Here is a 25,927-nt window from a genome sequence, read left to right on the forward strand (position 1 = left end):
GATACCTGATGTCACGCCGAATGGCGTTTTTTATTTACCACCAACTGGGTGGCTAACTTCATTCTATAATCCACCATTTGATTCAAAAGTTTGTAATATTCATTGTTTTGAAGCAGTTCGTTATGCGAACCAGTACCAATAAGTCTTCCAGTTTGAAGCAATAGCACTTGATCAGTCTTCTTAGCAATAGACATATGGTGAGCAATAAAGATAATAGTTTTGTCTTTTTTAAGGATAATAAATTGTTAACTACCCTTTTCTCAGTTATTTTATCGAGAGAACTCGTAGACTCATCTAGAATTAACACTTTGGAATTAGAAAGTAATGCTCTTGCTAAAGCTAACCGCTGTTTTTGCCCTCCTGATAGTGAGGTGCCATTTTCAGTAACGTTTGGCTCTAAAGCATTTTAATAATATCCCCCTGTTACAGTTTTCTCGCATTTCTGCAGATGCGTCACTTCTTCAGGCTGAGCTTCTCGACATCGAGCACCTTGTCAAGCCAGCCGGTTGTAAAACTGGCCTCATGGCTGACCAGGATCAGGTTGCCCGGAAACTCCTGTAACGCCTTCTTTAGGCCATCTTTGGTTTCGTCGTCCAAGTGGTTGGTCGGTTCGTCCATCACCAGAAAATTGCACGGCGTCAATTCCAGGATCGCTAACTTAACCTTGGTCTGTTCCCCACCGGATAGTTCATGCATCGGCTTGGCCGCATTGGCAGCATTGATGCCGGCCCGCGCCAATTTTTTGCGAATCGTCTGGGGCTTCATCGTTGGGAAAAGGTCCTGAATCGTCTGTAAAGGTGTCAAATTAGGTTGATCCCATTCCAACAACTGATCGAAGTAGTTTACCTTTGCGGACGGGGAGAAGGTCGCTGTCCCACCCTTAGCAGTCAATTTGCCCAGAATGGTCTTGATCAGGGTTGACTTCCCGACCCCGTTGTAACCGGTGAACAGCATCTTTTCGCCCATCGTCATCGAAAAGGTCACCGGTTTTAACAGGGGTTTATTATAGCCGACGGACAGCTGCTCCACCCGCAGCGCGTTCGCACTGCCGGATTCTTCATACGGGAAGTGGAAACTGGCCCGCAGATTTTCCGACGGCGGGTCCACCCGTTTCATCCGGTTCAGCATCTTTTCCCGTGACTTCGCCATGTTCGACTTCGAGCCGGCCTTGTTCTTCCGGATAAAGCGCTGGGCCTTTTCAATGACTTCCTGCTGCTTTTCATAGGCCTTCTCCTGAGCTTCCTGCCGCTCCGCCTTTTGCCGCATCGCGTGCTGGAAACTGCCCCGGTACTTGGTAATCTTGCCAAAAGAAACGTCGACGATCGTATCCGTCACTTGTTCCAAGAAATCATAATCGTGGGAGATGATCATCGCCGCCCCATCGTAATTCTGCAGATAATCGATGAGCCAGTCGATGTGGGCAGTATCTAGGTAGTTGGTCGGTTCATCCAGGAGAATGACGTCCGGATTCTGAAGCAAAAGTTTAGCCAGGATGGCCTTGGAACGCTGGCCACCGCTCATCTGGCCCACTGGTTTATCCTTGCCGAGTTCGGTCAGACCGAGCCCGTTCATTACCCGCTCCACCTCAGTATCAATATCGTAGAAGCCGTGTGTCTCCAGCTTCTCTTGGAGCTGGCCCGCCTTGTCGAGCATCTTTTGGTTAGTCATAGCGTCCGGATCCTGGTAGATCTTGTTCATCTCGGCTTCGGCCTTGTACAGGTCGGCGTAGGCACTATGCAGAAAGTCGATCAGGGTCTCATCCTGGGGAATATCAACGTATTGGTCCAGGTAGCCAATCGAAACGCCCGGCTGCCACTTAACCGTCCCGTCGACTGGCAGAACCTTACCGATCAGGATTTTTATCAGGGTCGACTTGCCGGCACCGTTTTGGCCGACAACCCCCATATGTTCGTGTTTTTCCAATGCAAAACTGGCGTCTTTATATAATTCTTTGTCGGCATAACTCATCGTTAAGCCGTCCACCTCAAGCAAACTCATGTCCGTTCCTCCTATGCGGAACCTATATTAGCACAAATCATGAGGGCAAGCCTGCCGCCCCAACGAAAAAAGCGGGGCGCTAGCGTCCCGCTCATTTAGCTCACATCATGCTAATCGTGAATCGTCTTCCCAAAGTCCAACAGCGCAGCTACTGGCTGGTCTGCCCGGGTAAAGACCGGAATCTGTTCCAGTGGCGTCTTGACAGTAACAGTCTGCCCGCCATCAAGCGTTTCATCCGTGTAAATATTGGTCCACTGGTAGCCAGCTGGCAGGTAGACATCCCGCTCCTGCTTCTTTTCGTAGAGAACCGGAGCAACTAAGACCCGCGGACCGAACATAAATTCATCTTCTACCTGCCAAGCCTTGGCATCCTGATCGTAGTGGTAGAAGAGCGGCGAAATCACCGGTGTCCCCTTCTCATGGGCCGCCTGCATCAATTGCTTAATGTAGTCGTGCATCTGATAACGCAGGTTCATGTACTGTTTCATGATCCCGTAAACACGGTCGCCGTAAGCCCATGGCTCTGTCGGGGCACCGGTCGGCATCTTGCCGCCGCCCTTGGCCCCCAGTGGCTGATCGTGCGGTTCGCGGTCACCGTGCATCCGCATTACCGGACAGAAGGCCGCAAATTCAAACCAGCGGGTCACCAGTTCGTGGAAGGCCGGATCAGTGGTCTTACCGCCGAGGAAGCCACCGATATCAGTCGTCCACCACGGGATCCCGGCGATCCCCATGTTTAAGCCGATACATAACTGGTTCCGCAAAGCCCGGAAACTAGAATCAATATCACCGGACCAGACGAGGGCGCCGTAGCGTTGGCTCCCCGCCCAGGCACTGCGAACCAGGTTGATAACCTGGTGGTGCGGATCCTGCTTGCGCATCCCGTCAAAGACCATCTTCGAATAACCGACTGGGTAGCGATTGCCCACTTCCAGCAGGCTGCCGTCGTGGTAGCGGTAGTTGTCATAGTCATAAATCGAGTATTCCGGTTCCGCTTCATCCAGCCAGAAGAGGTCCACCCCCTGGTCGTAGTAGTTCTTCTTCAACAACTTCCAGACATACTGCTGGGTCTTCGGATTGGTAAAGTCAGCAAAACCGTTGTTGCCCAGAAAATCCATCGTGATCGGCACCCCCCGTTCAGCCTGAACGAGGTAGCCCTTGTCACACATCTCCTGGTAGTGTGAACTCGTTTCGTCCACCGTTGGCCAAACTGAAACCATCAGCTTGATGCCCATCTCGTGCAGTTCCTTGATCATCGCTTGCGGGTCCGGCCAGTATTCCTTGTCAAAGCACCATTCGCCCGATTTTGGCCAGTGGAAGAAGTCGATCACGATGACACTGATCGGCAGGTCCCGCTTTTTGAATTCACGGGCGGCAGCCAGCAATTCGTCCTGGGTTTGATAGCGCAGCTTGCACTGCCAATAGCCCATTGCGTAGTCCGGCATCATCGGCACCGTCCCGGCCACGGCAGCATACTGCTCTTCAATTTGCCGCGGGTCATCGCCAGCCGTGATCCAGAAATCCATTTCCTTCGTTGCCCGGGCCTTCCAGTCCGTCAGGTTTTTAGCAAAAGAAACCTCGCCGACAGCTGGGTTGTTCCACAGGAAGCCATATCCCTTACTAGAAATGTAGAAAGGAACGGAAGCCTGCGAATTCCGCAGGGCGAGTTCGAGCTTGGCGTTCTTTAGGTTCAAGAAGTTCTGCTGGTACTGTCCCATCCCGTAAATCCGTTCGTCTGGATCGGCTTCAAAGCGGACGTGCAGGCGGAAGTCACCACCAGTCAATCCCTTCATTTCGTGCCAGTCGAGGTCCAGGGCACTGTTGAAGTGGTTCATCTTGTATTCGTCGGTCCCGGGATCCATCGCTGTGACCCGGGTCCGTTGCCAACCCTGCAAGAGCAGCTTCTGGTCCTGGTTAAAGAAGGCAATGTTGCCGTAAGGGTCAAACTTAGCGGTAATGTTGCCATTAGTGATAGATCCCGCCTGGTGGTTGTCCGCGACGCTGATCTGGGCTGACTGATCCGCTACCGGCATCGTCAGAGCGTTCTTGCGGCCCGTATATTGACCATACTTGGTGCTCCGAACGCGGAAACTGTTTTGTCCCCACGGCCGGATTTCAATTTTTTCACCATTATTGAGCTGGTACAAACAGCCGTTTTCTTGATAAATTTCCATACTTTGCCCTTTTTCAAGCAATTCTAGTTGGTTTTTGATTAAACGCTTACAGTCTTCATTATAATGATTTCGTCCTAACGGAAAATAGCGGTACAATGGCTTATGGTGTTGAAAACGAATTTTTTTGATTTTCAGGAGGCAATCGCCATGGCTAACAACTTTTTTTGCTTCGATCTCAGCAAAATTCCCTTTTACTACGTCGCCGGTCTCTACGTGGGCACCCGCGAATGGGAACGCAAGGAGCTGATCCAGCCTGGCAACTATGGCATCCTACTGGTCCTGCATGGGGTCGTCTACCTGTCCATCAATCACCACCCCTTTACCGTCTCTAAGCACGAATTCCTGGTGGTACCACCTTTCCAGCAAGCCCAGGGCTTTAAAAAGATTCCCCGGGGGACAAAATACGTGTGGCTCCACTTCTTTCCCCGACGGAAAACCAAACTAGCACAGCATTATCGCAAACCCGCCCAGCAAGAGGCCACCATCCCCCAGCATGGTCGGCTCGCCAATCCGCCGAAGCTGCTCACTGCCGCAACCGATCTCATCAATGCTGGCCGGGAAACCAACAGCTACGTTGCCGACCTCGCTGTGGCCCAGTTTTTATTGCTGCTCAGTGGCGACTACGCCGAACTGGTCACCCTGCAGCAAAAGCACAATTCACATTTCAACATTGCCGAAAGTGTCTATAAGTATCTCACCATCCATTTTCTGGAGATCGACCAGATTAAGGACTTGGCGGGAGTGATAGGCTTTTCGGTGCCCTACATGAACAAACAATTCAAAGCCCGCTACCACTTGTCGTTGTACCAGTTCCTGCTGGAATTGCGCCTCCGCTATGCTGAACGGCTGCTCGCCCTGGGCAACGATCCCGTCTATGCCGTGGCCAGTCAGGCTCACTTAGAACTTTTCCCGCCTGTTTAAGAGAAAGACCGGTGTCAGTCCTCTCCAGTACCGCAAACTCAAGTCTCGCTACCGAATCTCGACCCCGACCTACGACCCGGTCATCCCCGTTTCCGATAAAATCATGTCCCAACTGATCGCTGACGGCCTCAAATGGCCCGATCGGCATCGTCAGAACCTATCATAGACAACAAAAGGCTCCCGCATTCGCATGCAGGAGCCTTTGTTAGTATCAATCGCGATTATTCTTCAACGTACTTTTGACTGTTGGCATCGTAAACCAGAACGTGCTTGGCATTGTCGGTCTTGACGACAATCCGTTCGTAGATTGGTGCATAGCCCTGGTGCTTAAAGTCGACACTGACCTGATCGTCGGCCGTGACGGCAACGTGGTAGAGATTGTATTCACCATCCTGGTACTTGAAGTCGGTACCGTTATCCTGGTAGTGATCGCATTCCCCGGCCGGACCATAGAGCTGGAAGGTCATCTGTTTGTCCGGTTCGTCGCTCAAGTGGCTGACGAGCTGTCCCCATGGCAGGAGGCTGCCCTTCTTGATGTAAAGTGGCAGTTTGTCAAGCGGAGCATCGGCCACGATAGTCTGCTTGCCGTCATACTCGCGGCCGTTCCAGAAGTCGATCCACTGACCAGCTGGCAGGTAAACCAGCCGCTTGTACTCATCCTGACGAACGATCGGGGCAACCAATACCTTGTCCCCAACCATGTATTCGTCGTTGATGTCGTAGGTGTTTGGATCATCTTCATTATTCAAGAGCAGCGAGCGCATAATCGGCAGGCCGTTTTGGCTTTCCTGGGCAAAGAGGTCGTAGAGATACGGAATGAAGTGGTACCGCAGGTTCAAATACTTGCGGTAGATCAACAGGGTTGGTTCACCAAAGGCCCATGGTTCCTGGTAACGCGTCCCCATCGAAGAGTGGTTCCGCAATAACGGACTGAAGATCCCTGCCTCGATCCACCGGGTCATCAATTGCGGGTGAGAATCGGCACCGAAACCACCGAGGTCCACCCCGGAGAAGTCAAAGCCACTCATTTCAAGGTTGCACAGCTGTGGAATGGACAACTGTAAGTGTGGCCACAGACTCTGGTTGTCCCCGGTCCAAACGGTGGAATACTTTTGCGTTCCGGCGTAAGCCGCCCGAGTGATGACGTACGGCCGCTTCCCCGTGCTTTCCTTAATCCCCTGGTAGGTTGCCTTGGCCATGTTGTGTCCGTAGACGTTGTGCATCTTCTTATGGGTTGAGGCATGATCACCGTCAGTAAAGACAATGTTGTCCGGAATCTCGCCTTCGAAGCTGGCCGGTTCGTTCATATCGTTCCAGATGCCACTGACTCCCAGCTTAGTCAGGAAGTGATCATTCTTTGCCCACCATTCGCGGACTTCCTTGCGACCAAAGTCTGGGAAGACCGACGTGCCAGGCCAAACCTTGTTTTCGTAAACGGAGCCGTCCGGGTTCTTGACGAAGTACCCCTTCTTGATTCCTTCCTGGTAAACCTTGTAGGCCGGATCCTTCTTGACACCCGGGTCGATAATGCAGACAACGCGGACGCCGCGCTTCTTCAAGTCCGCGATGAACTTCTGCGGATCACCATGGAACTTCTTCTTATCAAAAGTGAAGACCCGGTAGCCTTCCATGTAGTCGATATCGAAGTGAATGGCATCCAATGGCAGGTTGTGTTTCTTAAAGCCGTCGACGATTCCTTCCACTTCTTCAGCACTGCGGCTGTAACCCCACCGTGATTGCTGGTAGCCAAGCATCCAGCGCTGTGGCAGCGGAGTGCGCCCGGTCAAGTAAGTGTAGTTAGTGACGACGTCCTTCAAGCTGTCACCGCCGATCAAGTAGAGGTCGATGTTGCCATCAACGGCAGCGTAGAAATAGTAATTGCGGTTTTCCCGGCCGAGGTCCAAGTGGCTGCGGTACGGATTGTCAAAGAAAAGTCCGTAAGGGTGGCCGTTGCGCATCCCATAAAGGATCGGAATGGACTTGTACAACCGCGTCGTCGTTTCCAGGTGCGGGTTCGGGTTGTCGGTGTTCCAGTTATCGTATTCGTAACCGCGCTTGTCCATGTAACCAGTCTTGTCACCGAGACCGTAAAAGTGTTCGTCATGGGCGAGGGCAAAACGCAGTTCGTAGTAGCGATTGTCGCTGCCAACCGTGTTGCCGTCGGCGGCATGACCTTCCCAGGAAGCCAGCGTCTTGTGGGCCTCGTCCATCCCGAAGTCCAACAGCTTCCGTTCGCCATGGTAGCTGGTGGCCAGTACATTGCCCTTGGCGTCGTCGAATTCGATGTGGCGGTCTGCATCCAGCTTGACGGTCACCTTATTCGTCTTTAATTCAAAGTGGTCACCGCAATTTTCAAAGGTGAAACTGGTCTCTTGCTGCTTGTCCCCTTCAATCGCGTAAGATTCGCCGGGTTCGCCGTGATCCTCAAAAAAGCGAATAATGGTGGGGGTCAGCACCGTCAATTTGACTGGCCGTTCGTAGTTAATCGTTACTGTTTGTCCCTTTGTACTTGTTGCTGGTAATTCTGCCATAAGCTCATTCAGTCCTTTCAACACAAGTTGGTTGCTTTAATACACTAACACCTTAACATTTAATGCAACCGTTTACAAGACAAATTTACCGGGATTTAGACGCAAAAAGACCGCTACGCTTACTGCGCGCAGCGGTCCACTTCTTTTTAATTAAATTTGTAATTGACGAGCAATCGCCGCTTCCATCTCCGCTGGTTCCACCACTTGTTCTGGCCGGTCCGCCCGCTCAAAGAGAGCCTGCACAGCCTTAGGTAATTCACCACCCAGCGCTTGGTGGAGCTGTTTGATCGCCGGCAAACCAGGCTCGCCGAGGTCATTACGAAGGGTCACAGAGTGGTACACCGTCTCGGCAAACTTATAAGGACTGGCTGTCGCCACGATGACAGTTGGCGTCTGGTCATGGCTGTTAATCTGGTAGCGATGGGTCACAGCAGAGGCAACCGCCGTGTGCGGGTCAATTGCATACCTAGCTTCCTGATACAGGCGGGTAATCTCGTCGCGCACTTGCTGTTCATCGGCGTAATCAGCGACGAAGCGCTGGTCCAGGTAGTCTTTCATTTTGGCATTGATTTGGTAGTGACCGACGCTATTCAGTTGCTGCATCAATTTCTTTACCATCGCGACATCCTCGCCAGCGGCATCAAAAAGCAGCCGTTCAAGGTTGGAAGAAACCAAGATGTCCATCGATGGAGCATTCGTCACAGTAAAGGTCCGCCGTTTATCGTAGTTGCCACTGTGGAAGAAATCAGTCAGCACGTTATTTTCGTTGGAAGCGCAGATCAGCTTGTTGATCGGCAGACCCAGTTGCTGACAGTAGTAGGCCGCCAGGATGTCACCAAAGTTGCCCGTCGGCACCGCGAAGTTCACCGGATCGCCCAACTGAATTGCCCCGCGCTGGACCAATTGCCCGTAAGCATAGAGGTAATAAGCCATCTGCGGGATTAGCCGACCGATGTTCATCGAATTAGCCGATGAGAATTGGAGGCCGTGTTCTGCCAGGCGCTGTTTCATCTGCTGGTCATTGAAGATCTTCTTGACGTTGGTCTGGGCGTCGTCAAAATTACCTTCCACCCCATAAGCCGCTAGGTTGTCGCCGGGTTCTGCCAGCATTTGGTGAAGCTGGATCGGGCTAACACCCTTATGAGGATAAAAGACCGCCACCTGGGTCCCAGCGACATTGCTGAAGCCATCCATCGAGGCGGTCCCGGTGTCACCCGAAGTGGCCGTCAGAATTACGATGTCCCGGTGGTTGCCAGTCAGTTGCTGGGCATGCACCATCAGATGTGGCAGCAACTGCAAAGCGACGTCCTTAAAGGCCAAAGTCGGGCCGTGGAATAACTCCAGGTAATAGTTGCCACTCTTAGCTTCACTAAGGGGCGTGATGCGAGGATCGTCCCACTGCTTGCCATAAGCCGCTTGAATACTTGCGGCGAGCTGATCTTGGGGGAAATCATCCATCAAAGTTGACAAGACAAAACGTGACGCCGCCGGCAAGTCAATTCCCGGCAACATCTTAAGATCCAATTGACCTTTAGGAAAATGAACGGGCACGTATAAGCCGCCGTCCGGTGCCAAGCCTTGGATTACCGCCGTTGCTGAGTTAATTGCTGTCTTCTCATCTCCACGGGTACTACGATATTGCATGCTAATCCTCCTTGAAGTCTGTCGTTCTCTTTCCAATTATAACGTATGATTTGTGAAATATGATAAAATGATGAGAGAAAAATTTTACTGTCAAGAAAGGACCAGATTATGAAAGAAATCCAAATTGGCATGATGGGTCTCGGAACGGTCGGTTCTGGAGTCCTCAAGATGATCCAGGACAACGAGGATAAAATCTCCAATATTACCGGTTGCCGGCTCCACGTTAAAACGATCGTCGTCCACAACACCAGCAAACACCGCAATGTGTCGCTCAATGACACCTACCTCACCAGCAATTTTGACGAATTGCTCAACGATCCGGACATTCCCATCGTCGTCGAGGTCATGGGCGGCATCCACCCAACCAATGAGCGAATCAGCGCCCTCCTGAAAAAGGGTAAACACGTGGTCACCGCCAACAAGGACCTCATCGCCACCAACGGTCCCGCCCTCAGTCAGTTGGCCAGTCGCCACGGCTGCGACCTGATGTACGAGGCGAGCGTCGCCGGAGGAATTCCGATCCTACGGACAATTGCGAACAGCTTCCCAGCCGACAAAATCGTTGAGGTCAAGGGAATTGTCAACGGTACTACTAACTATATCCTAACCAAGATGAGTCAGGACGGGGTCTCCTACGCCGCCGCTCTCAAAAAGGCCCAGGATCTCGGTTTTGCCGAGACGGATCCGACCAACGATGTGGCGGGCTTTGACGCGGCCTACAAAATGATCATCCTCAGCCAGTTCTCGTTTGGGACGCGGCTGACGATCGACGACCTCCACATCGAGGGGATTCAAAACATCAGCCGGGAAGACATCCAGCAAGCCGCCGCCTTTGGCTACACCATCAAACTGGTTGGCATCTCCCGACTGGTGGGCGACAAGGTCTTTGCGGACGTTGCCCCGGTATTGGTTCCTAATGGTACTCCCCTAGCCACCGTCAACAACGAACGCAATGCCGTGATGGTGACCGGTCAGGCCGTCGGTGACGTCCTCTTCTACGGGCCGGGAGCTGGTGGCCTGCCAACCGCCAACAGCGTCCTCAGCGACATCATTTCCGTGACCAAGAACCTGGTCTTGCATACCACTGGCCACCTCTTCAACAACTACCAACAAGAATTCAAATCCGCTGCTCCTGAGGACGTTGCTTACCGCTACTACTTGTCCCTCACTATGCGCGACGTTCCTGGTGAAATGATGCGCCTGGCCAAGGTTTTTGCCGACATCGGAGCTGGTTTCCTCCAGATCGTGCAAACTTCAGCAACGGCTAAGCAGGCCCGGCTCGCCGTCGTCACTCACAAGATGAACCAGCGCCAACTCGCCCAGCTCAAGGCTGCTCTGGACCAGAACAGCAACAATTCGATTTCATTGCTAGCGGCTTACAAAGTGCTGCCAAACTAAGGAGGTCTTTGCGATGCGTATTATTGTTCCCGCGTCCAGCGCCAACTTAGGTCCCGGTTTTGATTCAATCGGGATGGCCGTCAACCGCTACCTCACTGTAACAGTCGGCCCGGCAAGTCCGAATTGGCAAGTCGACCACCAACTGGGGGCGCTGCCCCACGACCAATCAAATTTGATTGTCAAGACCGCCCTGGAAATTGCTAAAGACTTGCCGCCCCATCACTTGACACTTCAGTCAACCGTTCCCCTCGCCCACGGCCTCGGTAGTAGTGCCACAGCCATTGTCGCCGGGGTGGAACTGGCCAACCAGCTGGGTAATCTTCATTTGAGTACTGACGATAAAATCGAGCTCGCTAGCCAGCGCGAAGGTCATCCCGACAACGCGGCCCCGGCCATCCTCGGCGGGATCGTCATCGGTACCAATCTCAACGGCCATTTTGCGGCGGTAAAAGCGCCACAGTTTGACTACGCCCTGGCAGCTTATATCCCCCACTACGATTTGCGGACCGCTGACGCCCGGGCCGCTCTGCCCAAGGAATTACCTTACCAGCAGGCTACCCACGGTAGCGCAATCGCCAACACCCTGGTGGCCGCCCTCTTTGCCCGCCGGTATGACCTGGTCGGACCACTACTCGAAGCAGACGAATTTCACGAACAATACCGGTCACCGCTGGTTCCAGAACTGCAACAAATTCGGCAGCTCGGCCACCAGCACGGCAGTCTGGCAACCTATCTCAGCGGTGCTGGACCGACGGTGATGACTCTCCTGCCGAAAGACAAATTGGCAGACTTCCGGCAAGCACTGCGGGCTGCCGGTCTGGACGCCGACCTGTGGGACCTGGCAATTGATAATGACGGTCTCCGAGTGGAAGAAGGCGTTCAAGTATGACCTATACCATGACTGACGTGGTGCTCCTCTTCTTCGCCTATTCCGTGGTCGGCTGGCTTTGGGAGACCATCTATTGTTCGATCAGGGCCCGTAAGTTCCAGTACCGGGGGTTTTTAGCTGGCCCCTACTGTCCGGTTTACGGTTTTGCGGTGGTGACGATCCTGCTGGCCACCGACCAATTCAGCCGCACCATCATCGGACTCTTCATCATCGGCTTAATTGTCGCGACGATCTTCGAGTTTTTCGCTTCCATCATTTTGGAGCGTGCTTTCCACCTGAAGCTCTGGGACTACTCCCAACTCTGGGGCAACCTTGACGGACGGGTGGCCCCGGCAATCTCCCTCTTCTGGGGAATTGCGGTGGTGATCCTGGTCAAGTTTGTGCAGCCGCCGATGATGAACCTGGTGAACTGGATTGAAGCCCATACGGACAAGTACGCAACCTTGGTCATTGCTTTCGTGATGAGTGTCGACACAATTGTCACCGTTCTCAACACGCAACAATTCCGCCAGCACGCGGCCGTTTGGGAACAACGGATTGCTGCTGAAAACGAGCGCCTCCACATCGAATTGCTGGATGACCTTGCCAACCAGCGGCTGAATCAAGCCAAACGACGTCAGCGGCTCCTCCAACTGGTTCATCCGAACTGGAACGAACGCCGTTTCCTGCATAACTACCCGCAATTAAATATCCGTGAAGCACCGCATCTCAAGCAGCTGCGCAAGCAATTAAGCCATGCCGTAGCTGATTTGAAAGCCGCTCGCAAGAATGGAGCCCATTAAAGTGTTTCACGTGAAACATTAACAAAAAAGACGGTAACCGCTCAACTCCGAGCAGTCACCGTCTTTTCTTCTGCCATCAATTAATGCTGGGTATTAATTGTCTGCTTGCCAAGTAGTGGAAATACCAGCAATTCTTTGCCCTGCCGATCATCATCTGACATCGTCACAGCATTGATTTGGTTATTATCATAGGTCGTGTAGTAGAGAGTACCAGTGGTCAAATTGATACCATCGGAATAGATCGTATATTCATAAGCATCGGTCGCAACCTGATCAGTTCCTTTGGGCTGTTCTACAGAGTGCAGACAGTGAAAATAGTTGGTGACATTAGTCAAGTCGTCCTTACCTGCCGGCGCGTGAGCCAAGGTAAAGGCAACTCGCACAAAGCGACTGGAGGAATCAAAGCCACCTGGCAGTGCTGCCGTCCCTTGTCCCCGGCTGTATGAATGGAGTTCAATTCCAGGAACCAGGGTATTGGTTGCCACTCCTGGTTGCACAGCTGCATAATCGGCTAACTTCGCAAACTGAGCCGGAAAATCCGGGTTATTGGTCAAGACTTTGACTGGATCATCATAAACGTGCAACCCCGTCACGGTGGATTCCACCACGATCGCAGCCCCGGTCTTATCAGCAATTAGCCAGTGCAGCGGTGAAAGCGGGAGCTGCTTTGAAAAATTAATATTGACGAGATTAAGATCCTTCATCATCGTTTTAGCCTCGGCCACCGTCTGACATTGACCGAGAATGTACGGAATAAATTCAAATGGTGCCACGTTCTTCTTGCCGGCCGCTACCGGGAAATAATGGGATGGGCCATCAAAGTTCAGGCCGGCCATTCCCAGGCCCTTTTCGTTGGCCCCATCAAAATACAATGGGTAACCGTCCTTCACTAGTGCCATCCCTGTCAACGCGTAGTGATGATCAAGATTCGGCAATTGGCGGAACGGAAACGGAAAATCGCGTGGCGTGATGACCACTTCCTGGCCCGGAGAAACTTCCAAATCCAAATTGCGGCCAAAATAGCTATCACCAGCAGTATAAAGAATTGATGTACACATTTTATTTATCCCCCCTCAGAGATTACCCCTTATTTTACCAGCTTCCGGTGAATTCCAAAAAATTGAATTTATGAAAGCGCTTGACTTTTGAACGCGACGTGCTTAGATTAAAACATAGTCATTGTAAGCGTTTACGAAAACGCTTTGACTAGGATTATTCCTAATTTATCAAGATTAATTAATCGCGATTAACTGATAGCTATTATTTTTTGCAGCAAAATGCAAACGTTTAATGTAAGGGAGTAAGTAAATTGGACAAGAACGATAACAAGAAAAAACGGGTCGCGCTTGACGATAAGCTGCCAGACCTGCCTAAACGGGTGATCTTCGCCATCACCTTTGGTTTCTTGGGAATCAATATGGGATTCTCACTGCAAAGTTCACAGATGAGTCGGATCTTCCAATCAATCGGTGCTAACCCGAACACTTTAGGTTTCTTCTTTATCTTCCCGCCACTAATGGGAATGATCGTCCAGCCTTTGATCGGAAAATATTCTGACCGGACCTGGAACCGCTTCGGGCGGCGGATGCCGTACCTGCTCTTCGGAGCCCCGATCGCTGCTCTGGCCCTGCTAATGCTGCCATTCTCCGGTTCGCTGGGCTTCGGCTACGGTTCACTCGCGGCCATGGTCTTTGCGGCCTTTGCCGTCTGCTTTATGGACCTGTTCAACAACGTATGTATGCAACCATTCCGAATGATCCTCGGCGCCATGGTTAACAACAAGCAAAAAAACTTTGCCTGGTCGCTCCAGCAAATCTTCTTCAACGCTGGAAGGATTCTGGCTTCACTGATGCCGTTCCTCTTCGCTGCTTTTGGGATGCACAACACCGCTAAGCGAGGTGTTGTCCCAAGTACCGTTATCTGGGCCTACATCATCGCTGCCGCCGTCCTCTTCATCACCAGTATGTGGACTGTCTTCAACGTTAAAGAGTACGATCCACAGACCTATGCTAAGTATCACGGTATCGATCCCCAAGCCAACAAGAAGTCAGTCAGTCTCCTGCACCTGTTGAAGACAGCACCCCGGGCTTTCTGGGACCTCTGCCTGGTTCAATTCTTCTCCTGGGTTGCTATCATGTACGTTTGGACTTACTCAACTGGGGCTCTGGCCAAGAACGTTTGGCACACTGCCAACCCGACCAGTGCCGGCTTCCAAGCTGCCGGTAATTGGTATGGTGTTTTGACTGCCATCTTGAGCATTGCCGGAATTCTGTGGGGCTTCTTGTACTCCCACGCTAAGGCAACTTCCCGGAAGCGTTGGTATTCCGTTGGCCTGCTGCTCGGTGGAATCGGTTTGATCACCGTTTCGATGGCCCAGAGCAAGGCTTTGACCGTTATTGCCTTCATTCTCTTCGGCTGCTCCTACTTCACGATCCACACCCTGCCATTCACGATGCTAACTTCATCACTGAATGGTGAAAATGAAGGTGCCTACATCGGCCTCTTCAACATCGGGATCTGCTTGCCACAAATCATCGCATCACTGCTGAGTTTCATCATTTTCCCGATGACAGGCAAGAACCAGCCAGTAATGCTCTTAATCGCCGGAATCTCAATGCTGATCGCTGCCATTCTCGTATGGCGTATCCGCGAAGGTGTGCAGGCTAGCAAGGCTGAAGCCGTCAAAACTGCGGCCTAAACAAAATTCAATGAATAACTAACAAAACCGTCTTTTCGCTGGCAAAACAGCTGAAAGACGGTATTTTTGTGTTATTTCATCTATGGCCACTCCTAATTCAACTTTTGCACACTCGCTCGTTCCGTGATCTGCACCGGCACAAATTGATGATCACTGTTCTTCGTATTATCCAAAAGATCTTTGACACTCTGCATTCCCATGCGGTAGAAATCTTGGGTGACGCTGGTCAGCTGCGGCGTGGTGACATCACAAATCATAGTGCCATCGATGGAAATGATTGACAGCTCATCAGGGACTTTCACGCCGGCCTGTTTGGCACTAATAATCAAACCAGCACCGACCATATCACTACTGGCAATCACCGCCGTCAGTCCCAGATCGGCAATCCGGGCAAAGATATCCTTCCCGTTCTGCAAGCTGTAATCTCCGTACTGCACCCAGCCAGGAGCAATCGACAGACGCGCCTTGGTCATCATCTCCTGATAACCGAGCAACCGCTCCCGCCCAGTTGATGACTTGTCGATCCCGACCATCCCGATTTGACGATGACCCCGGTCCAAGCAGTACTGGGTCGCCAGCTGGCCGATTTTTACGTTGTCCGAAGAGATAAAGGGCCGGGCGCTTTCCCGGTTTTCATAAATCGAAATGAAACGATATGGAACCCGCGTGTTCTCGATCGTTGCCAGCTGCCGGTCGTTGACCTTCGTGGCAACCAGCAGAATGGCGGCCGTTTTCCGTTCAACCGCGGCATTAATTGCCTGATCTAGCATCTGTTCGTTATTATTGCCGGCGTAAAAGATCATCACTTGACGATGCTGACGGTTGGCCTCGTCCTGAATGCCGTCCAAGACCCGCAGCCAGAAGTTCGTTTCGGTATTATTGATGATCACAGCAATCGTCGAAACGGCGTTTGCAGCTAGTTCCGCAGCGGCAACGTTCCGTTGATAGCCTAATTTGTTGGCGGCATCACGCACCCGCTGGGCCGTCGACTGTTTAAAGGTTCCTTCTTTATTTGCCAAGACCCGTGAAACCGTCGCCGTCGAAAGCCCCGTCATCTTAGCAATGTCCTTAATTGTTGCTTTCATTATTGTTTGTCCTTCGTTTTCAGTAGATTTTATTTATTATAGCACATTGCGTAAACGTTTTATTCTTTGCAGAAATGCTATTGTAAACGTTTACGTTGTATGTTACCATTCTGGTTGTAAGCGAATACAAAAAATTTAGAAAGGACGCTCCTGATAATGAGCAAAGCAATTAAAGACTTCCAACAAGACGGCCAAACGGTCACCATCAATTTTGACAGCGGTAAGGCACTGCAACTGCACGTTTTAACAGATGAAATCATCCAGGTTTTCCAAGATCATCACTGCAGCCGGCATTCCTACGCCATCGATGGCGACAAGGAAAAACAAACTCAGCTTGCCGTGACTAACAAGGGCGACCATGTCGAGATCACAACTACTAAATTGGTAGCCAAGGTCTATGACGACGCCAAGCTCGACGTGTTTGATGCCGATGGCAATCCACTAGTCGTGGATTACCGGGGACAGCGTCAACCACTGCCCACCGATATGGATGATGAACACCGGAAGACTGTAATGTCAGAAGGCCATAACGTCGCTGCTAAAGCCAACCCGGACAACACGAAGTTTGAAATTGTTAAATCCTTAGCTGACGACGAATTGTTCTACGGTCTCGGCGACAAGCCAGGCTTTCTCAACAAACGGGGCTATGAATATGACAACTGGAACTCTGATGTTCCGGTCCTCCACAACGAAACCCAGACCCACCTCTATAAATCAATTCCCGTTGTTTACGGCCTGAAGAACGGGCACCCTTACGGGATCTTCTTCGACAACACTTACAAGAGTCACTTCGACCTGGGTAAGGAATCAACCAACTATTATTACTTCTACGCTGTCGGGGGCAATGTCAACTACTACATTATGGGTGGCGACAGCCTAAAGGATGTTGTTAAGAACTACACCTACCTAACCGGTAAAACCCCGCTACCGCAAAAGTGGACCCTCGGTTACCAACAATCCCGGTGGGGCTACAGTACGAGTGACCAGCGGGTTGAATCGATTGCTGACGGTTTTGCCAAGTACAACCTACCGATCGACGTCATCCACCTCGACATTGACTACATGGACGGCTACCGTGACTTCACCTGGGACCAGAAGAAATATAATGACCCGAAGGCCTTTGTCGCTAAGATGCGTAAGCGGGGCATCCGCCTGATGCCGATCCTCGATGCCGGGGTCAAGAAAGATGACAAATACAACATCTACCAGGAAGGCATCAAGAACGGCTACTTCGTCAAGAATCCAGACGGTTCCGTCTATGTCGGCAACGTCTGGCCTGGCGATTCCGTCTTCCCTGACTTCGGCAATCCAGACGTCCGCGCTTGGTGGGCTAAGCACATGAAGTTCTTTGCCGACATGGGCGCCTGCGGGGTTTGGAACGACATGGATGAACCGGCCAACTTTAACGGTGAACTGCCAAGTGATCTAAGCTTCTCCAACGGCCAAGAAAAATCCACCCATGCGGAAATGCACAACGTCTTTGGCCACCTGCAGGCCCAGGCAGCTTATGAGGGGATGAAGAAGGAAACGGGTAAACGGCCTTACATCATCACCCGGGCCGCTTTCTCCGGTACGCAAAAGTACTCGACTGTCTGGACTGGTGATAACACTGCTGTTTGGTCCCACCTGCAGCTGTCAATTCCGCAATTGGCCAGCCTGGGAATGTCCGGCTTCTCCTTTGCGGGTACCGATATCGGCGGTTTCCAGGAAGACACCACCCCAGAATTGCTGACTCGTTGGATCGAAGCTGCCCTGCTGGTACCACTGTACCGGAACCACTCGATCCTCGGCTCCCGCTACCAGGAACCATGGGCCTTTGACAAGCGAACCCTCGACATCTACCGTAAGTACCTGAACCTGCGCTACCGCTTCATTCCTTACCTCTACGACCAATTCAAGCACGAAGAATCCACCGGTCTACCAGTAATGCGGCCACTGGTTCTCAACTACGAAAACGATCGTAAATGTCGTCAGCTCAACGACGAATACATGATCGGCAATGACATCCTGGTTGCTCCAATCGTTACAGAGGGCGCAACCGAACGGCTCGTCTACCTGCCAGCTGGCCAGTGGGTCGACTTCTGGAGCCACGCCGAATACGATGGCCAGCAATCAATCGTCGTCAACGCACCACTAGACCGCCTGCCAATGTTTGTCAAGAAGAATACAATCCTGCCGTGGGGCAATAAAGTCATGCACGTCAGTGACGAACCTGACAAGAAGATGAGCTTCGTTCTCTATGGCGATGAAGGCCACTACCAGCACTACCAAGATGATGGGCAGGACTTCAATTACCAACATGGTGAATACAACCTCTATGACATTACCGTCGACGACCAGCACCAGGTCAGTGTTCAGCTCAGCAAGCACGGTTACCAGCCAGTCTACGAAACGATTGTCGTCATGATGGATGGTCGCCGCTGCGAATTCCACTATGATGCGGGCAAGGATGCCTACCACTTGACTAAATAATTATTAATAAAACATTTGCAACAAGTCCCTTGAAAAGCACTGCCGGTGCTGGCAAAGGGGCTTATTTTGTTCCTCCTTTTCGTCATCCCAAACGACGTAAAAAATATTTATAGGTCATTATAGCTACATCTGTCTAATAAGAGTGCTAAGATTAAGATGTAGTGCTTGTAAAAGTCGTAGGGAGGTACTAAAATGAAGTTTTTAGTCATTACAGGTAGCGCTCACCACCCGGGCACCTCAACCCTGCTTGCAAACAAGTTAGTTGACGGTGCTAAAGAAGCTGGCAATGATGTGACAGTCTTTGACGCGGGGCAAAAGCCGTTGCCGCCACTACAAGTCGATAAAGACAACCATCTTATTCCCGGTAACGACCGCATTCAAAAATTGCTCGCAATGATGGTCAATGCCGACGTGCTGGCCTTTGCCACGCCGATGCGCTACTTCGGTATGTCTGCACAGCTGAAGTCAGTCATCGACCACATGCTGGAACGCGACCAGGATTTGCACGGCGATAAACAGGCAATCCTGCTCGCCAGTTCCCAGAGTGAGAACTTTGATCCGCTCAAGTCCGAATTCAAAGCGATCGTCGATCACATGGGCTGGACTTACGCTGGTCAAATCCTTGCCGCCCACACTTCCGTTAACCACCTCCGCTTTTACCCTGATTTAGCCTTTCAGCTGGGTAAGAGTTTTACAAAGGAAGCCGTTGCAGCAAAGTAAATTTTCTCACCTAATTTTAATTTAGTATTGACGGCTGCAGCAAAGTCGCTTATACTGAGTGCATCAAGAAACGAAAGGAGATCAGAACATGAGTTATACCAACAGCAAAGACAACAATCGTTGGCAAAGCCGGTAGCTCAGGTTGATCCGTCATGGATACGACCTGGGATGGCAGATCGTATCTGTGCCGGCTGATCTTTTAATTTGCCTGCATGGATCCCACATGCGGGCTTTCTTTTTGCCTTCTAACGGCAGCCCCCATGTGGAGCTGCCGTTTTTCTTTGCACTTATTTCTTTATTATTGAGGAGGACAAGTTTTATGAAACGAATGTACACGCTAATCGTGATCCTGCTAGCCTTCCTGGGGGTGGCTTTCTTCCGGGAAGGCGGCGGGCGAACGGCCGCTCAGCGCGAACCTCACGTCGGGGTTCTGCAACTGATGCACCACCCGGCACTGGACCAAATTTATAAGGGCTTTTTGCACGGGATGGCTGAGGAAGGCTACCACCGCGGCAAGAATCTCAAAATCGACTACCAAAACGCCCAGGGAGATCAAAGCAACCTGCGGACAATGGCCAACAAGCTGGTCAACGAGAACAACAACGTCATCTACACAATCACCACTCCGGCGTCCCAGGCGGTAGCCAACTCGACCAAGAAGACACCGATCATCATCGGGGCCGTTACCAACCCGAAAGGGGCCGGCCTGGTCAAGGACAACCAGCATCCGGGCGGCAACATCACCGGGGTTTCCGACCAAGCGCCGATTAAACAGCAGTTCAAACTGTATCGCGAATTCATGCCCCACGCCAAGAGTTTCGGGATCATCTACACCTCAAGCGATAACTCCGCATCGACCGAGCACCGGCTGTTCGTCAAGGAAGCCAAGCGTGAAGGCGTCACATTGAAATCCTACTCAATCGCCAACAGTAACGACCTCAACCAGGTTTCCCAGCAAGCTCTGGCCGATAATGATGCCGTCATCGTCCCGACTGACAACACCATTGCCGGCGCTATGCAGACCCTGGTCAAAAACGCTAACGCCGCTAACAAACCGGTCTTCCCGGCTGCTGACACGATGGTCAAACAAGGTGGGGTAGCCACCTACGGGATCAACCAGTACCAGTTAGGAGTTGAAGGCGGCAAGGTCACGGGCCAAGTCCTGAAGGGTAAGAAGCCAAGTACAACGCCGATCAAATTTATCCGTCGCGGGGAACCGATTTTAAACGAAAAGCAGACCAAGAAACTCGGCTTGCACATCCCAGCTCATTTCAAACACGAAGCAGAAAAAAACGGGGAGGTATTCAAATAATGAATCTTATTACATCAGCAATTGGCCAAGGGCTTTTGTGGGCTCTCCTGGGGCTCGGCCTCTACTTAACTTTCCGGATCTTGAATATCGCCGACATGACAGTCGAAGGGACCTTCCCACTGGGCGCTGCTACGGCCGTTACCGCGATTGTTCACGGGGCGTCACCGATCGCAGCCGCCTGCTACGCCTTCTTGGCTGGGATGCTGGCTGGTCTGATCACCGGCCTCCTCTACACCAAAGCCAAAATTGACAGTCTGTTGGCCGGAATTTTGACGATGACTGCCGCCTACTCCGTCAATTTACGGATTATGGGCAAGTCTAACGTCTCCCTGCTCGGTCACGCGACCCTTCTCTCCGGCTTTAGCGGGTTGCCACAATACTTCGACACGGTCAGTCTCGGCCTGATCGTCATCATTATTGTCACTGCCCTGATCGTCTTCTTTTTGCAGACCGATTACGGCCAAGCCTTCATTGCGACTGGTGACAACCCCATGATGGCCCGCTCACTCGGAATCCACACTGATGGAATGATCATCGTCGGTCTCGCGGTTTCCAACGGGATCGTCGGTCTCTGTGGGGCGTTGATCGCCCAAAGCAACGGTTACGCCGACGTTAACATGGGGATCGGGACCATCGTGATCGCCCTCGCCTCAATTATTATCGGTGAGGTGGCCTTTGGGGAACTGACCCTCAACCAGCGGCTGATCGCCGTCACCCTTGGCAGTATTATTTACCGCCTGATCCTATTAGCCGTTCTCCAACTCGGTTTCAGCACCAACGACCTCAACCTGATTTCATCAATTGTCCTCGCCATCTGCATGATGCTGCCGCAATTGAACAATATCTTACATATCAAAGAACCGTTCCTGAAGGGAGTTAAGACTCATGACTGAACCAATGCTGAAGCTTGAAAATGTCAAAACCATCGTGAACAAAGGTGCGTCCAACGAAACCACCATCCTAAAGGGCATCAATTTAACCATTAACGACGGCGACTTCATCACCATCGTCGGGACCAACGGGGCTGGGAAATCCACCCTCTTCAACGTCATCAGCGGTAACCTGCCCGCCGATGAGGGCCAAATCTACCACAATGGTGCCGACATCACTACGATGAGCGTCGAACAGCGTACCAATTTTCTGGCCCGGGTTTTCCAAGACCCTAAGGTGGGAACGGCCCCGCGAATGAACGTCGCCGAAAACATGCTGCTGGCGACGAAACGGGGTGAGCACCGCTACTTGGTCCCGCGAAAATTGAAGCAGAACATGACCCGCTTCACCAAACTGGCCGCATCGATGCACAACGGTTTGGAGAACCGAATGACCACCGCCACCGGTGACCTCTCCGGTGGGCAACGCCAAGCACTCAGCTTTCTGATGGCCACCCTGAAGCGCCCCGACCTGCTCCTATTAGACGAACATACTGCCGCCCTCGACCCCCACACCAGCCGCTCGCTTCTCCATGCTACGAATGAGCGTATCCACCAAGACCACTTGACGGCCCTAATGATCACTCACCATCTTGAAGACGCCCTCACTTATGGCAACCGACTGATTGTGCTGAAGGACGGCCAGATTGCCGCTGATTTTAAAGGTGAAGAAAAAAAGCAGCTCGACGTCGATAAATTATATGAATACTTCGAAGACTAAGATGAGAAAAACCGTTGCCCAAGCGAGCAACGGTTTTTTACTACATCTCATGCAATAACTTATGACGCAATAGCTGCCCGGTCTTCGTACCGGCCAAACCACCTTGCCCCGTCTCCCGGAGAGCCGTCGGCATCGATCGACCCACCTCGTTCATCGCTGAGATCACTTCGTCGACCGGAATCCGGCTTGTGCAGCCGGCCAGCGCCATATCAGCCGCAACGAGGGCGTTCGTTGCCCCGATGGCGTTCCGCTTAACACACGGCACCTCGACCAGGCCAGCAACCGGGTCACAGACCAAACCCTCAAGATTGGCCATCGCAATCGCGAGCGCGTTGGCGGACTCTTCTGGGGTACCACCGGCAACTTCAACTGCCGCGGCCGCCCCGATTGCCGAAGCACTGCCAACTTCGGCCTGACAACCACCGCTTGCGCCGGCGATGCAGGCATTGTTAGCAATTACGAGGCCAAACGCTCCGGCTGTGAAGAGGAAGCGAACTTCCTGTTCGTGGGACAGCTCGATCCGATCTTTAAGTATGAAGAGGATCCCAGGAAGGGTGCCAGACGAACCGGCCGTCGGCGTCGCGCAGACAATCCCCATTGCGGCGTTGACTTCGTTGGTTGCGATCGCTCCTTGAACGGCCTTCATAATCGTGTCACCACTCAGGGAATGATGGGTTTGCCGGTACTCACGAATTTTGGCGGCATCGCCCCCGGTCAACCCCGTCTTCGAGTGGACCCCATCGCCTTGACTGCCCTTGGCGACGGCTTTTTTCATCACCTCAAGGTTACGCTCCATTTTCTGCCAAATTTTGTCACGACTCAAACCTGTCGTTTGCATTTCTTGTTCAATCATCAGGTCAGATACCGGTTTGCGCCGGGCAGTGGCCGTATCAATCAAGTCTTCTACTGACTTATACATCATCATTCCTCCACTTGTAACAGGGCTAGCTTAGGAAAAGCCTCCTGGAGCTTCTTCAGCTGAGCCGGCTTGACTGGGTTCTTCATTGTAAATGAATAGATGGCGGCCCGCTTGCCATTGGTGCTCTGCTGGTTCAGCATTGGTCCGACCGCCATCACCATCTTCAGTAATTTCATATGGATCTCGGCACTCTGCTGAACATCCCGGAACAAAATAATCGGGAGTGGTCCCGGCGTGTTGAAAGTCACGTCATTGTAGCGAATACGACGCACTTCAATCATCCCCCCGCCGATAGAACAACCGATCAGTCCCATTTTGAGTGTATGATCCCGGTTGGTCAACTCCAGCCAGGCCGTGTTGGGATGGCCGACGGGACTATGTTGCTTTTCTTCAATGAAGCGGATCTTAATTCCCATGTTGCGTGCCATCCGAACGGCCATCGGTACCCGGCGATCATCGGGCTCCATCCCCAAAACCCCGGCAACAATAGCATAGTCGGTTCCGTGGCCCAAGTGCGTATGGGCAAAAGAATCATAGTAGTGCACCACCAGTTCAGCCGGATCGCCCCCGAAGATAATCCGGGCCATCCGTCCAATCTGCAACGTCCCGGCAGTATGGGAGCTGGAAGGTCCCACCATGATTGGTCCGATAATGTCAAAGACACTCTTATATCTGTCTGTCATAATCACAATTTCCTCCATCCAACCGGTTTACACCGATAATTATATCGGTTATCAAACGAATGTGAAAGTGCTTTCCGGATTGATTTAGGAAAGCTTTTATTCACTTATTGCATAGGTCTAAAAAGAAAATAAGTATTTTACATCGGTAGGCTCATTCCTTAAAATAAACAGTGTTGAAACGAGAGATAGAAAGGATGGTCTTAATCATGGCTAAGAATGAATCAGAAGTTAAAAATGACATGTTCGGCTTTGGTGACAAGAACGTCGCCTTTGCCAAGTACTTTATCGGCACTAGCTACCTCAATGGTCTGGTCAGCCCTGACGACAACATCGACATTAACGTTTCGAACGTTAACTTTGAACCGGGTTGCCGCAATGACTGGCACATCCACCACAACGGTTACCAAATTCTCCTGGTAACTGCCGGCGAAGGTTGGTACCAAGAAGAAGGCAAGCCGGCGCGCAAACTGCACCCCGGGGACGTAGTAGCTATCCACGAAGGAGTTAAGCATTGGCACGGCGCTACCAAGGATTCTTGGTTCTCACACATTGCCATCACTAAGGGCACTAGTGAATGGTGTGAAAAGGTCGATGACGCTTACTACGACCAGCTCGATAAGTAATTAACATCACAATGCATTGAGGAGGAATGAAGATGGCCAAAAAACAAACGGCAGGTCGCGACCAATTAGGCGACTTCGCACCAAAATTTGCTGAATTAAATGATGACGTTCTTTTCGGCCAGGTTTGGTCCCGGGAAAAGGAACTGAGCCCTCGCGACCGGAGTTTCTTAACGGTGACTGCCCTAATCACCAAGGGTGCCTTTGAACAGCTCCCGTACCACATGCAAACGGCCAAGAAGAATGGTATCACCAAGCAGGAAATTGCTGAAATGATCACCCAACTAGCCTTTTACGTTGGCTGGCCAAACGCCTGGTCCGCCTTCAACGTCGCCAAGAAAGTTTGGGACGACTAGGGCAAAGTAAAGTAAATAACGCTAAAAGCCAGCCGCTCAAAGGAGAGCAACTGGCTTTTTTTGGCATTCGGGGTGAGCGGTTAAAAAGTTAACGTCGCACCGGTAGTTATTAATTCTCCAATGACTTCCGCCATGCCGCGGCTTTGGCCATCAGTTGGCGCAAGCTGATAATCACCTGACTATCATCAGTCGGCAGCCATTCCCGCCGGTCGCTGAGGATTCCCTTCGTCAATGCTTGACTAGCTTGAACCAAGGGGTCATCCGGCATGAGCAGTCGCAAACGTCCTTGATCATCATAACGATATCCACCCCACATATGTTGAAGAATCCGCGGCTTGAAAACTGAGTCCACGTAGTGCAACTGACCGATTACGTGCTGAAAATCAGTATAGCCGATAGCCAGCGAATCGAGTGGATCAATATATTGATGAAGCTGGCCTTTCAGCTGCACCGCCCAGCTACGTTCTTCATCATTGAGAAGCTGGTAGACATTCGAGCCCTCATACAACCATGCATTGCCGATCCGCCCAGGATGTCGGCAGGCAATTGCCGCATACTGGGCATTCATTGAGCCCAGTGAGTGACCGTAGAGGTAAAATTGGGCTCGTGGTGCCGCGGCCAATAGTTTCATCAACCAACGGCCAGCCCGGCGCAATTGGGCAGGAACATAGTGTTGATGACTCATAAGCGCCCGCCCGATCGGCAAGTTAGTATCCAGCCATTCATGGGTCCAGACATCTGGATCCACCGGCATCATCGTCGAGCCACGGTATAGTACCGTTACTTCCCGCGGATCAGCTAAGGAATCAACGATGGCACACGCCCGTAAACCGGCCGGGGCTAGTTGCCAAACTTTCCCTAAAAATCGCCCATTCGGGAGTACAATCGATTGCTGACTGAAGAATTGTTGATACTCGAGTTTGGCTAACTGAACTCGTTCCTGATCACTCAATTGATCGTTAACAAAATTGCTCATCGCCCTAATCCTCCAACGATTATGACGAATTGTCAAACTAAGTGCAACGGTTCTTCAAAAAATATCTCAAACGGTGTTTGATAGTTTAATATTTTTCTA

General features: G+C 51.7%; 21 protein-coding genes and 1 pseudogene. 12 read left to right on the top strand and 10 right to left on the bottom strand.

The genetic code is table 11. The annotated features are described in order from the left end of the window. Positions 1 to 82: 82 nt before the first annotated feature. The 3 genes and pseudogenes from QOR82_RS06050 to QOR82_RS06060 all read right to left on the bottom strand — a co-directional run. A pseudogene (locus QOR82_RS06050) lies at positions 83 to 340 on the bottom strand (hypothetical protein); the annotation flags it as partial. Positions 341 to 453: 113 nt separating this feature from the next. After that, complete coding sequence (locus tag QOR82_RS06055; protein ID WP_283583882.1) at positions 454 to 1,998, bottom strand: ABC-F family ATP-binding cassette domain-containing protein; 1,545 nt, start codon at positions 1,996 to 1,998, stop codon at positions 454 to 456. A gap of 110 nt (positions 1,999 to 2,108) precedes the next feature. Next, positions 2,109 to 4,172 (bottom strand): glycoside hydrolase family 31 protein, encoded by a 2,064-nt coding sequence (locus tag QOR82_RS06060; RefSeq protein WP_283583883.1) that lies wholly within the window; start codon positions 4,170 to 4,172, stop codon positions 2,109 to 2,111. Between the two features lie 147 nt (positions 4,173 to 4,319). Between QOR82_RS06060 and QOR82_RS06065 the strand changes: the two genes are divergently transcribed. Further along, positions 4,320 to 5,093 (top strand): helix-turn-helix transcriptional regulator, encoded by a 774-nt coding sequence (locus tag QOR82_RS06065; RefSeq protein ID WP_283583884.1) that lies wholly within the window; start codon positions 4,320 to 4,322, stop codon positions 5,091 to 5,093. Positions 5,094 to 5,314: 221 nt separating this feature from the next. On the opposite strand, the gene QOR82_RS06070 is transcribed toward QOR82_RS06065, so the two are convergent. Together QOR82_RS06070 and thrC are read right to left on the bottom strand one after the other, a co-directional pair. Continuing rightward, entirely contained in the window at positions 5,315 to 7,624 is a 2,310-nt protein-coding gene (locus QOR82_RS06070) for a glycoside hydrolase family 31 protein (RefSeq protein WP_283583885.1), read from the bottom strand. Positions 7,625 to 7,774: 150 nt separating this feature from the next. Next, positions 7,775 to 9,268, bottom strand: a complete 1,494-nt coding sequence (thrC, locus tag QOR82_RS06075; RefSeq protein WP_283583886.1) for a threonine synthase — start codon at positions 9,266 to 9,268, stop codon at positions 7,775 to 7,777. Positions 9,269 to 9,376: 108 nt separating this feature from the next. Between thrC and QOR82_RS06080 the strand changes: the two genes are divergently transcribed. The 3 genes from QOR82_RS06080 to QOR82_RS06090 are packed head-to-tail and all read left to right on the top strand — an operon-like array spanning position 9,377 to position 12,337. Beyond that, complete coding sequence (locus QOR82_RS06080; RefSeq protein WP_283583887.1) at positions 9,377 to 10,666, top strand: homoserine dehydrogenase; 1,290 nt, start codon at positions 9,377 to 9,379, stop codon at positions 10,664 to 10,666. 13 nt (positions 10,667 to 10,679) lie between these two features. Further along, positions 10,680 to 11,555, top strand: a complete 876-nt coding sequence (gene thrB, locus QOR82_RS06085) for a homoserine kinase (protein ID WP_283583888.1) — start codon at positions 10,680 to 10,682, stop codon at positions 11,553 to 11,555. Beyond that, a complete protein-coding gene (locus tag QOR82_RS06090; protein WP_283583889.1) occupies positions 11,552 to 12,337 on the top strand; it encodes a putative ABC transporter permease in 786 nt (261 codons plus the stop codon). The genes thrB and QOR82_RS06090 overlap by 4 nt, the downstream gene beginning before the upstream one ends. Before the next feature lie 80 nt (positions 12,338 to 12,417). On the opposite strand, the gene bsh is transcribed toward QOR82_RS06090, so the two are convergent. Next, complete coding sequence (gene bsh / locus QOR82_RS06095; protein ID WP_283583890.1) at positions 12,418 to 13,395, bottom strand: choloylglycine hydrolase; 978 nt, start codon at positions 13,393 to 13,395, stop codon at positions 12,418 to 12,420. Between the two features lie 251 nt (positions 13,396 to 13,646). On the opposite strand from bsh, the gene QOR82_RS06100 reads away from it, so the two are divergent. Then, positions 13,647 to 15,035 carry an SLC45 family MFS transporter gene (locus tag QOR82_RS06100; RefSeq protein WP_283583891.1) on the top strand — a complete coding sequence of 463 codons (1,389 nt, stop codon included), beginning with the start codon at positions 13,647 to 13,649 and terminating at the stop codon, positions 15,033 to 15,035. Positions 15,036 to 15,127: 92 nt separating this feature from the next. Here QOR82_RS06100 and QOR82_RS06105 read toward each other — a convergent pair whose 3' ends face one another. Then, a complete protein-coding gene (locus QOR82_RS06105; RefSeq protein ID WP_283583892.1) occupies positions 15,128 to 16,120 on the bottom strand; it encodes a LacI family DNA-binding transcriptional regulator in 993 nt (330 codons plus the stop codon). Between the two features lie 156 nt (positions 16,121 to 16,276). On the opposite strand from QOR82_RS06105, the gene QOR82_RS06110 reads away from it, so the two are divergent. The 5 genes from QOR82_RS06110 to QOR82_RS06130 all read left to right on the top strand — a co-directional run bounded on the left by QOR82_RS06110 (position 16,277) and on the right by QOR82_RS06130 (position 22,274). After that, complete coding sequence (locus QOR82_RS06110; protein WP_283583893.1) at positions 16,277 to 18,592, top strand: glycoside hydrolase family 31 protein; 2,316 nt, start codon at positions 16,277 to 16,279, stop codon at positions 18,590 to 18,592. Positions 18,593 to 18,784: 192 nt separating this feature from the next. Beyond that, complete coding sequence (locus QOR82_RS06115; protein ID WP_283583894.1) at positions 18,785 to 19,312, top strand: flavodoxin family protein; 528 nt, start codon at positions 18,785 to 18,787, stop codon at positions 19,310 to 19,312. Positions 19,313 to 19,631: 319 nt separating this feature from the next. Then, complete coding sequence (gene trpX / locus QOR82_RS06120; RefSeq protein ID WP_283583895.1) at positions 19,632 to 20,624, top strand: tryptophan ABC transporter substrate-binding protein; 993 nt, start codon at positions 19,632 to 19,634, stop codon at positions 20,622 to 20,624. Further along, positions 20,624 to 21,517, top strand: a complete 894-nt coding sequence (locus QOR82_RS06125) for an ABC transporter permease (RefSeq protein ID WP_283583896.1) — start codon at positions 20,624 to 20,626, stop codon at positions 21,515 to 21,517. Before trpX ends, QOR82_RS06125 begins: the two co-directional genes overlap by 1 nt. After that, positions 21,510 to 22,274 carry an ABC transporter ATP-binding protein gene (locus QOR82_RS06130; RefSeq protein ID WP_283583897.1) on the top strand — a complete coding sequence of 255 codons (765 nt, stop codon included), beginning with the start codon at positions 21,510 to 21,512 and terminating at the stop codon, positions 22,272 to 22,274. The genes QOR82_RS06125 and QOR82_RS06130 overlap by 8 nt, the downstream gene beginning before the upstream one ends. A 40-nt stretch (positions 22,275 to 22,314) precedes the next feature. On the opposite strand, the gene sdaAA is transcribed toward QOR82_RS06130, so the two are convergent. Further along, a complete protein-coding gene (sdaAA, locus tag QOR82_RS06135; RefSeq protein ID WP_283583902.1) occupies positions 22,315 to 23,193 on the bottom strand; it encodes an L-serine ammonia-lyase, iron-sulfur-dependent, subunit alpha in 879 nt (292 codons plus the stop codon). A 2-nt stretch (positions 23,194 to 23,195) separates the two neighbouring features. Next, complete coding sequence (locus tag QOR82_RS06140) at positions 23,196 to 23,876, bottom strand: serine dehydratase beta chain (protein ID WP_283583898.1); 681 nt, start codon at positions 23,874 to 23,876, stop codon at positions 23,196 to 23,198. Between the two features lie 206 nt (positions 23,877 to 24,082). Between QOR82_RS06140 and QOR82_RS06145 the strand changes: the two genes are divergently transcribed. Together QOR82_RS06145 and QOR82_RS06150 are read left to right on the top strand one after the other, a co-directional pair. Continuing rightward, positions 24,083 to 24,499, top strand: coding sequence for a cupin domain-containing protein (locus tag QOR82_RS06145; protein WP_283583899.1), 417 nt, complete (start codon positions 24,083 to 24,085; stop codon positions 24,497 to 24,499). A gap of 32 nt (positions 24,500 to 24,531) precedes the next feature. Then, a complete protein-coding gene (locus tag QOR82_RS06150) occupies positions 24,532 to 24,852 on the top strand; it encodes a carboxymuconolactone decarboxylase family protein (RefSeq protein ID WP_283583900.1) in 321 nt (106 codons plus the stop codon). Positions 24,853 to 24,961: 109 nt separating this feature from the next. Here QOR82_RS06150 and QOR82_RS06155 read toward each other — a convergent pair whose 3' ends face one another. Next, on the bottom strand, positions 24,962 to 25,828 hold the full coding sequence (locus QOR82_RS06155) for an alpha/beta hydrolase family protein (RefSeq protein ID WP_283583901.1): 867 nt from the start codon (positions 25,826 to 25,828) through the stop codon (positions 24,962 to 24,964). Positions 25,829 to 25,927: the final 99 nt, after the last annotated feature.

The sequence above is a fragment of the Limosilactobacillus difficilis genome, from assembly GCF_947387495.1.
Classification (GTDB): domain Bacteria; phylum Bacillota; class Bacilli; order Lactobacillales; family Lactobacillaceae; genus Limosilactobacillus; species Limosilactobacillus difficilis.

Coding starts and splice junctions, on each gene's coding strand:
- QOR82_RS06055 (WP_283583882.1), bottom strand. CDS start 1,998: ATGAGTTTGCTTGAGGTGGACGGCTTAACGATGAGTTATGCCGACAAA.
- QOR82_RS06060 (WP_283583883.1), bottom strand. CDS start 4,172: ATGGAAATTTATCAAGAAAACGGCTGTTTGTACCAGCTCAATAATGGT.
- QOR82_RS06065 (WP_283583884.1), top strand. CDS start 4,320: ATGGCTAACAACTTTTTTTGCTTCGATCTCAGCAAAATTCCCTTTTAC.
- QOR82_RS06070 (WP_283583885.1), bottom strand. CDS start 7,624: ATGGCAGAATTACCAGCAACAAGTACAAAGGGACAAACAGTAACGATT.
- thrC (WP_283583886.1), bottom strand. CDS start 9,268: ATGCAATATCGTAGTACCCGTGGAGATGAGAAGACAGCAATTAACTCA.
- QOR82_RS06080 (WP_283583887.1), top strand. CDS start 9,377: ATGAAAGAAATCCAAATTGGCATGATGGGTCTCGGAACGGTCGGTTCT.
- thrB (WP_283583888.1), top strand. CDS start 10,680: ATGCGTATTATTGTTCCCGCGTCCAGCGCCAACTTAGGTCCCGGTTTT.
- QOR82_RS06090 (WP_283583889.1), top strand. CDS start 11,552: ATGACCTATACCATGACTGACGTGGTGCTCCTCTTCTTCGCCTATTCC.
- bsh (WP_283583890.1), bottom strand. CDS start 13,395: ATGTGTACATCAATTCTTTATACTGCTGGTGATAGCTATTTTGGCCGC.
- QOR82_RS06105 (WP_283583892.1), bottom strand. CDS start 16,120: ATGAAAGCAACAATTAAGGACATTGCTAAGATGACGGGGCTTTCGACG.
- QOR82_RS06110 (WP_283583893.1), top strand. CDS start 16,277: ATGAGCAAAGCAATTAAAGACTTCCAACAAGACGGCCAAACGGTCACC.
- QOR82_RS06115 (WP_283583894.1), top strand. CDS start 18,785: ATGAAGTTTTTAGTCATTACAGGTAGCGCTCACCACCCGGGCACCTCA.
- trpX (WP_283583895.1), top strand. CDS start 19,632: ATGAAACGAATGTACACGCTAATCGTGATCCTGCTAGCCTTCCTGGGG.
- QOR82_RS06125 (WP_283583896.1), top strand. CDS start 20,624: ATGAATCTTATTACATCAGCAATTGGCCAAGGGCTTTTGTGGGCTCTC.
- QOR82_RS06130 (WP_283583897.1), top strand. CDS start 21,510: ATGACTGAACCAATGCTGAAGCTTGAAAATGTCAAAACCATCGTGAAC.
- sdaAA (WP_283583902.1), bottom strand. CDS start 23,193: ATGTATAAGTCAGTAGAAGACTTGATTGATACGGCCACTGCCCGGCGC.
- QOR82_RS06140 (WP_283583898.1), bottom strand. CDS start 23,876: ATGACAGACAGATATAAGAGTGTCTTTGACATTATCGGACCAATCATG.
- QOR82_RS06145 (WP_283583899.1), top strand. CDS start 24,083: ATGGCTAAGAATGAATCAGAAGTTAAAAATGACATGTTCGGCTTTGGT.
- QOR82_RS06150 (WP_283583900.1), top strand. CDS start 24,532: ATGGCCAAAAAACAAACGGCAGGTCGCGACCAATTAGGCGACTTCGCA.
- QOR82_RS06155 (WP_283583901.1), bottom strand. CDS start 25,828: ATGAGCAATTTTGTTAACGATCAATTGAGTGATCAGGAACGAGTTCAG.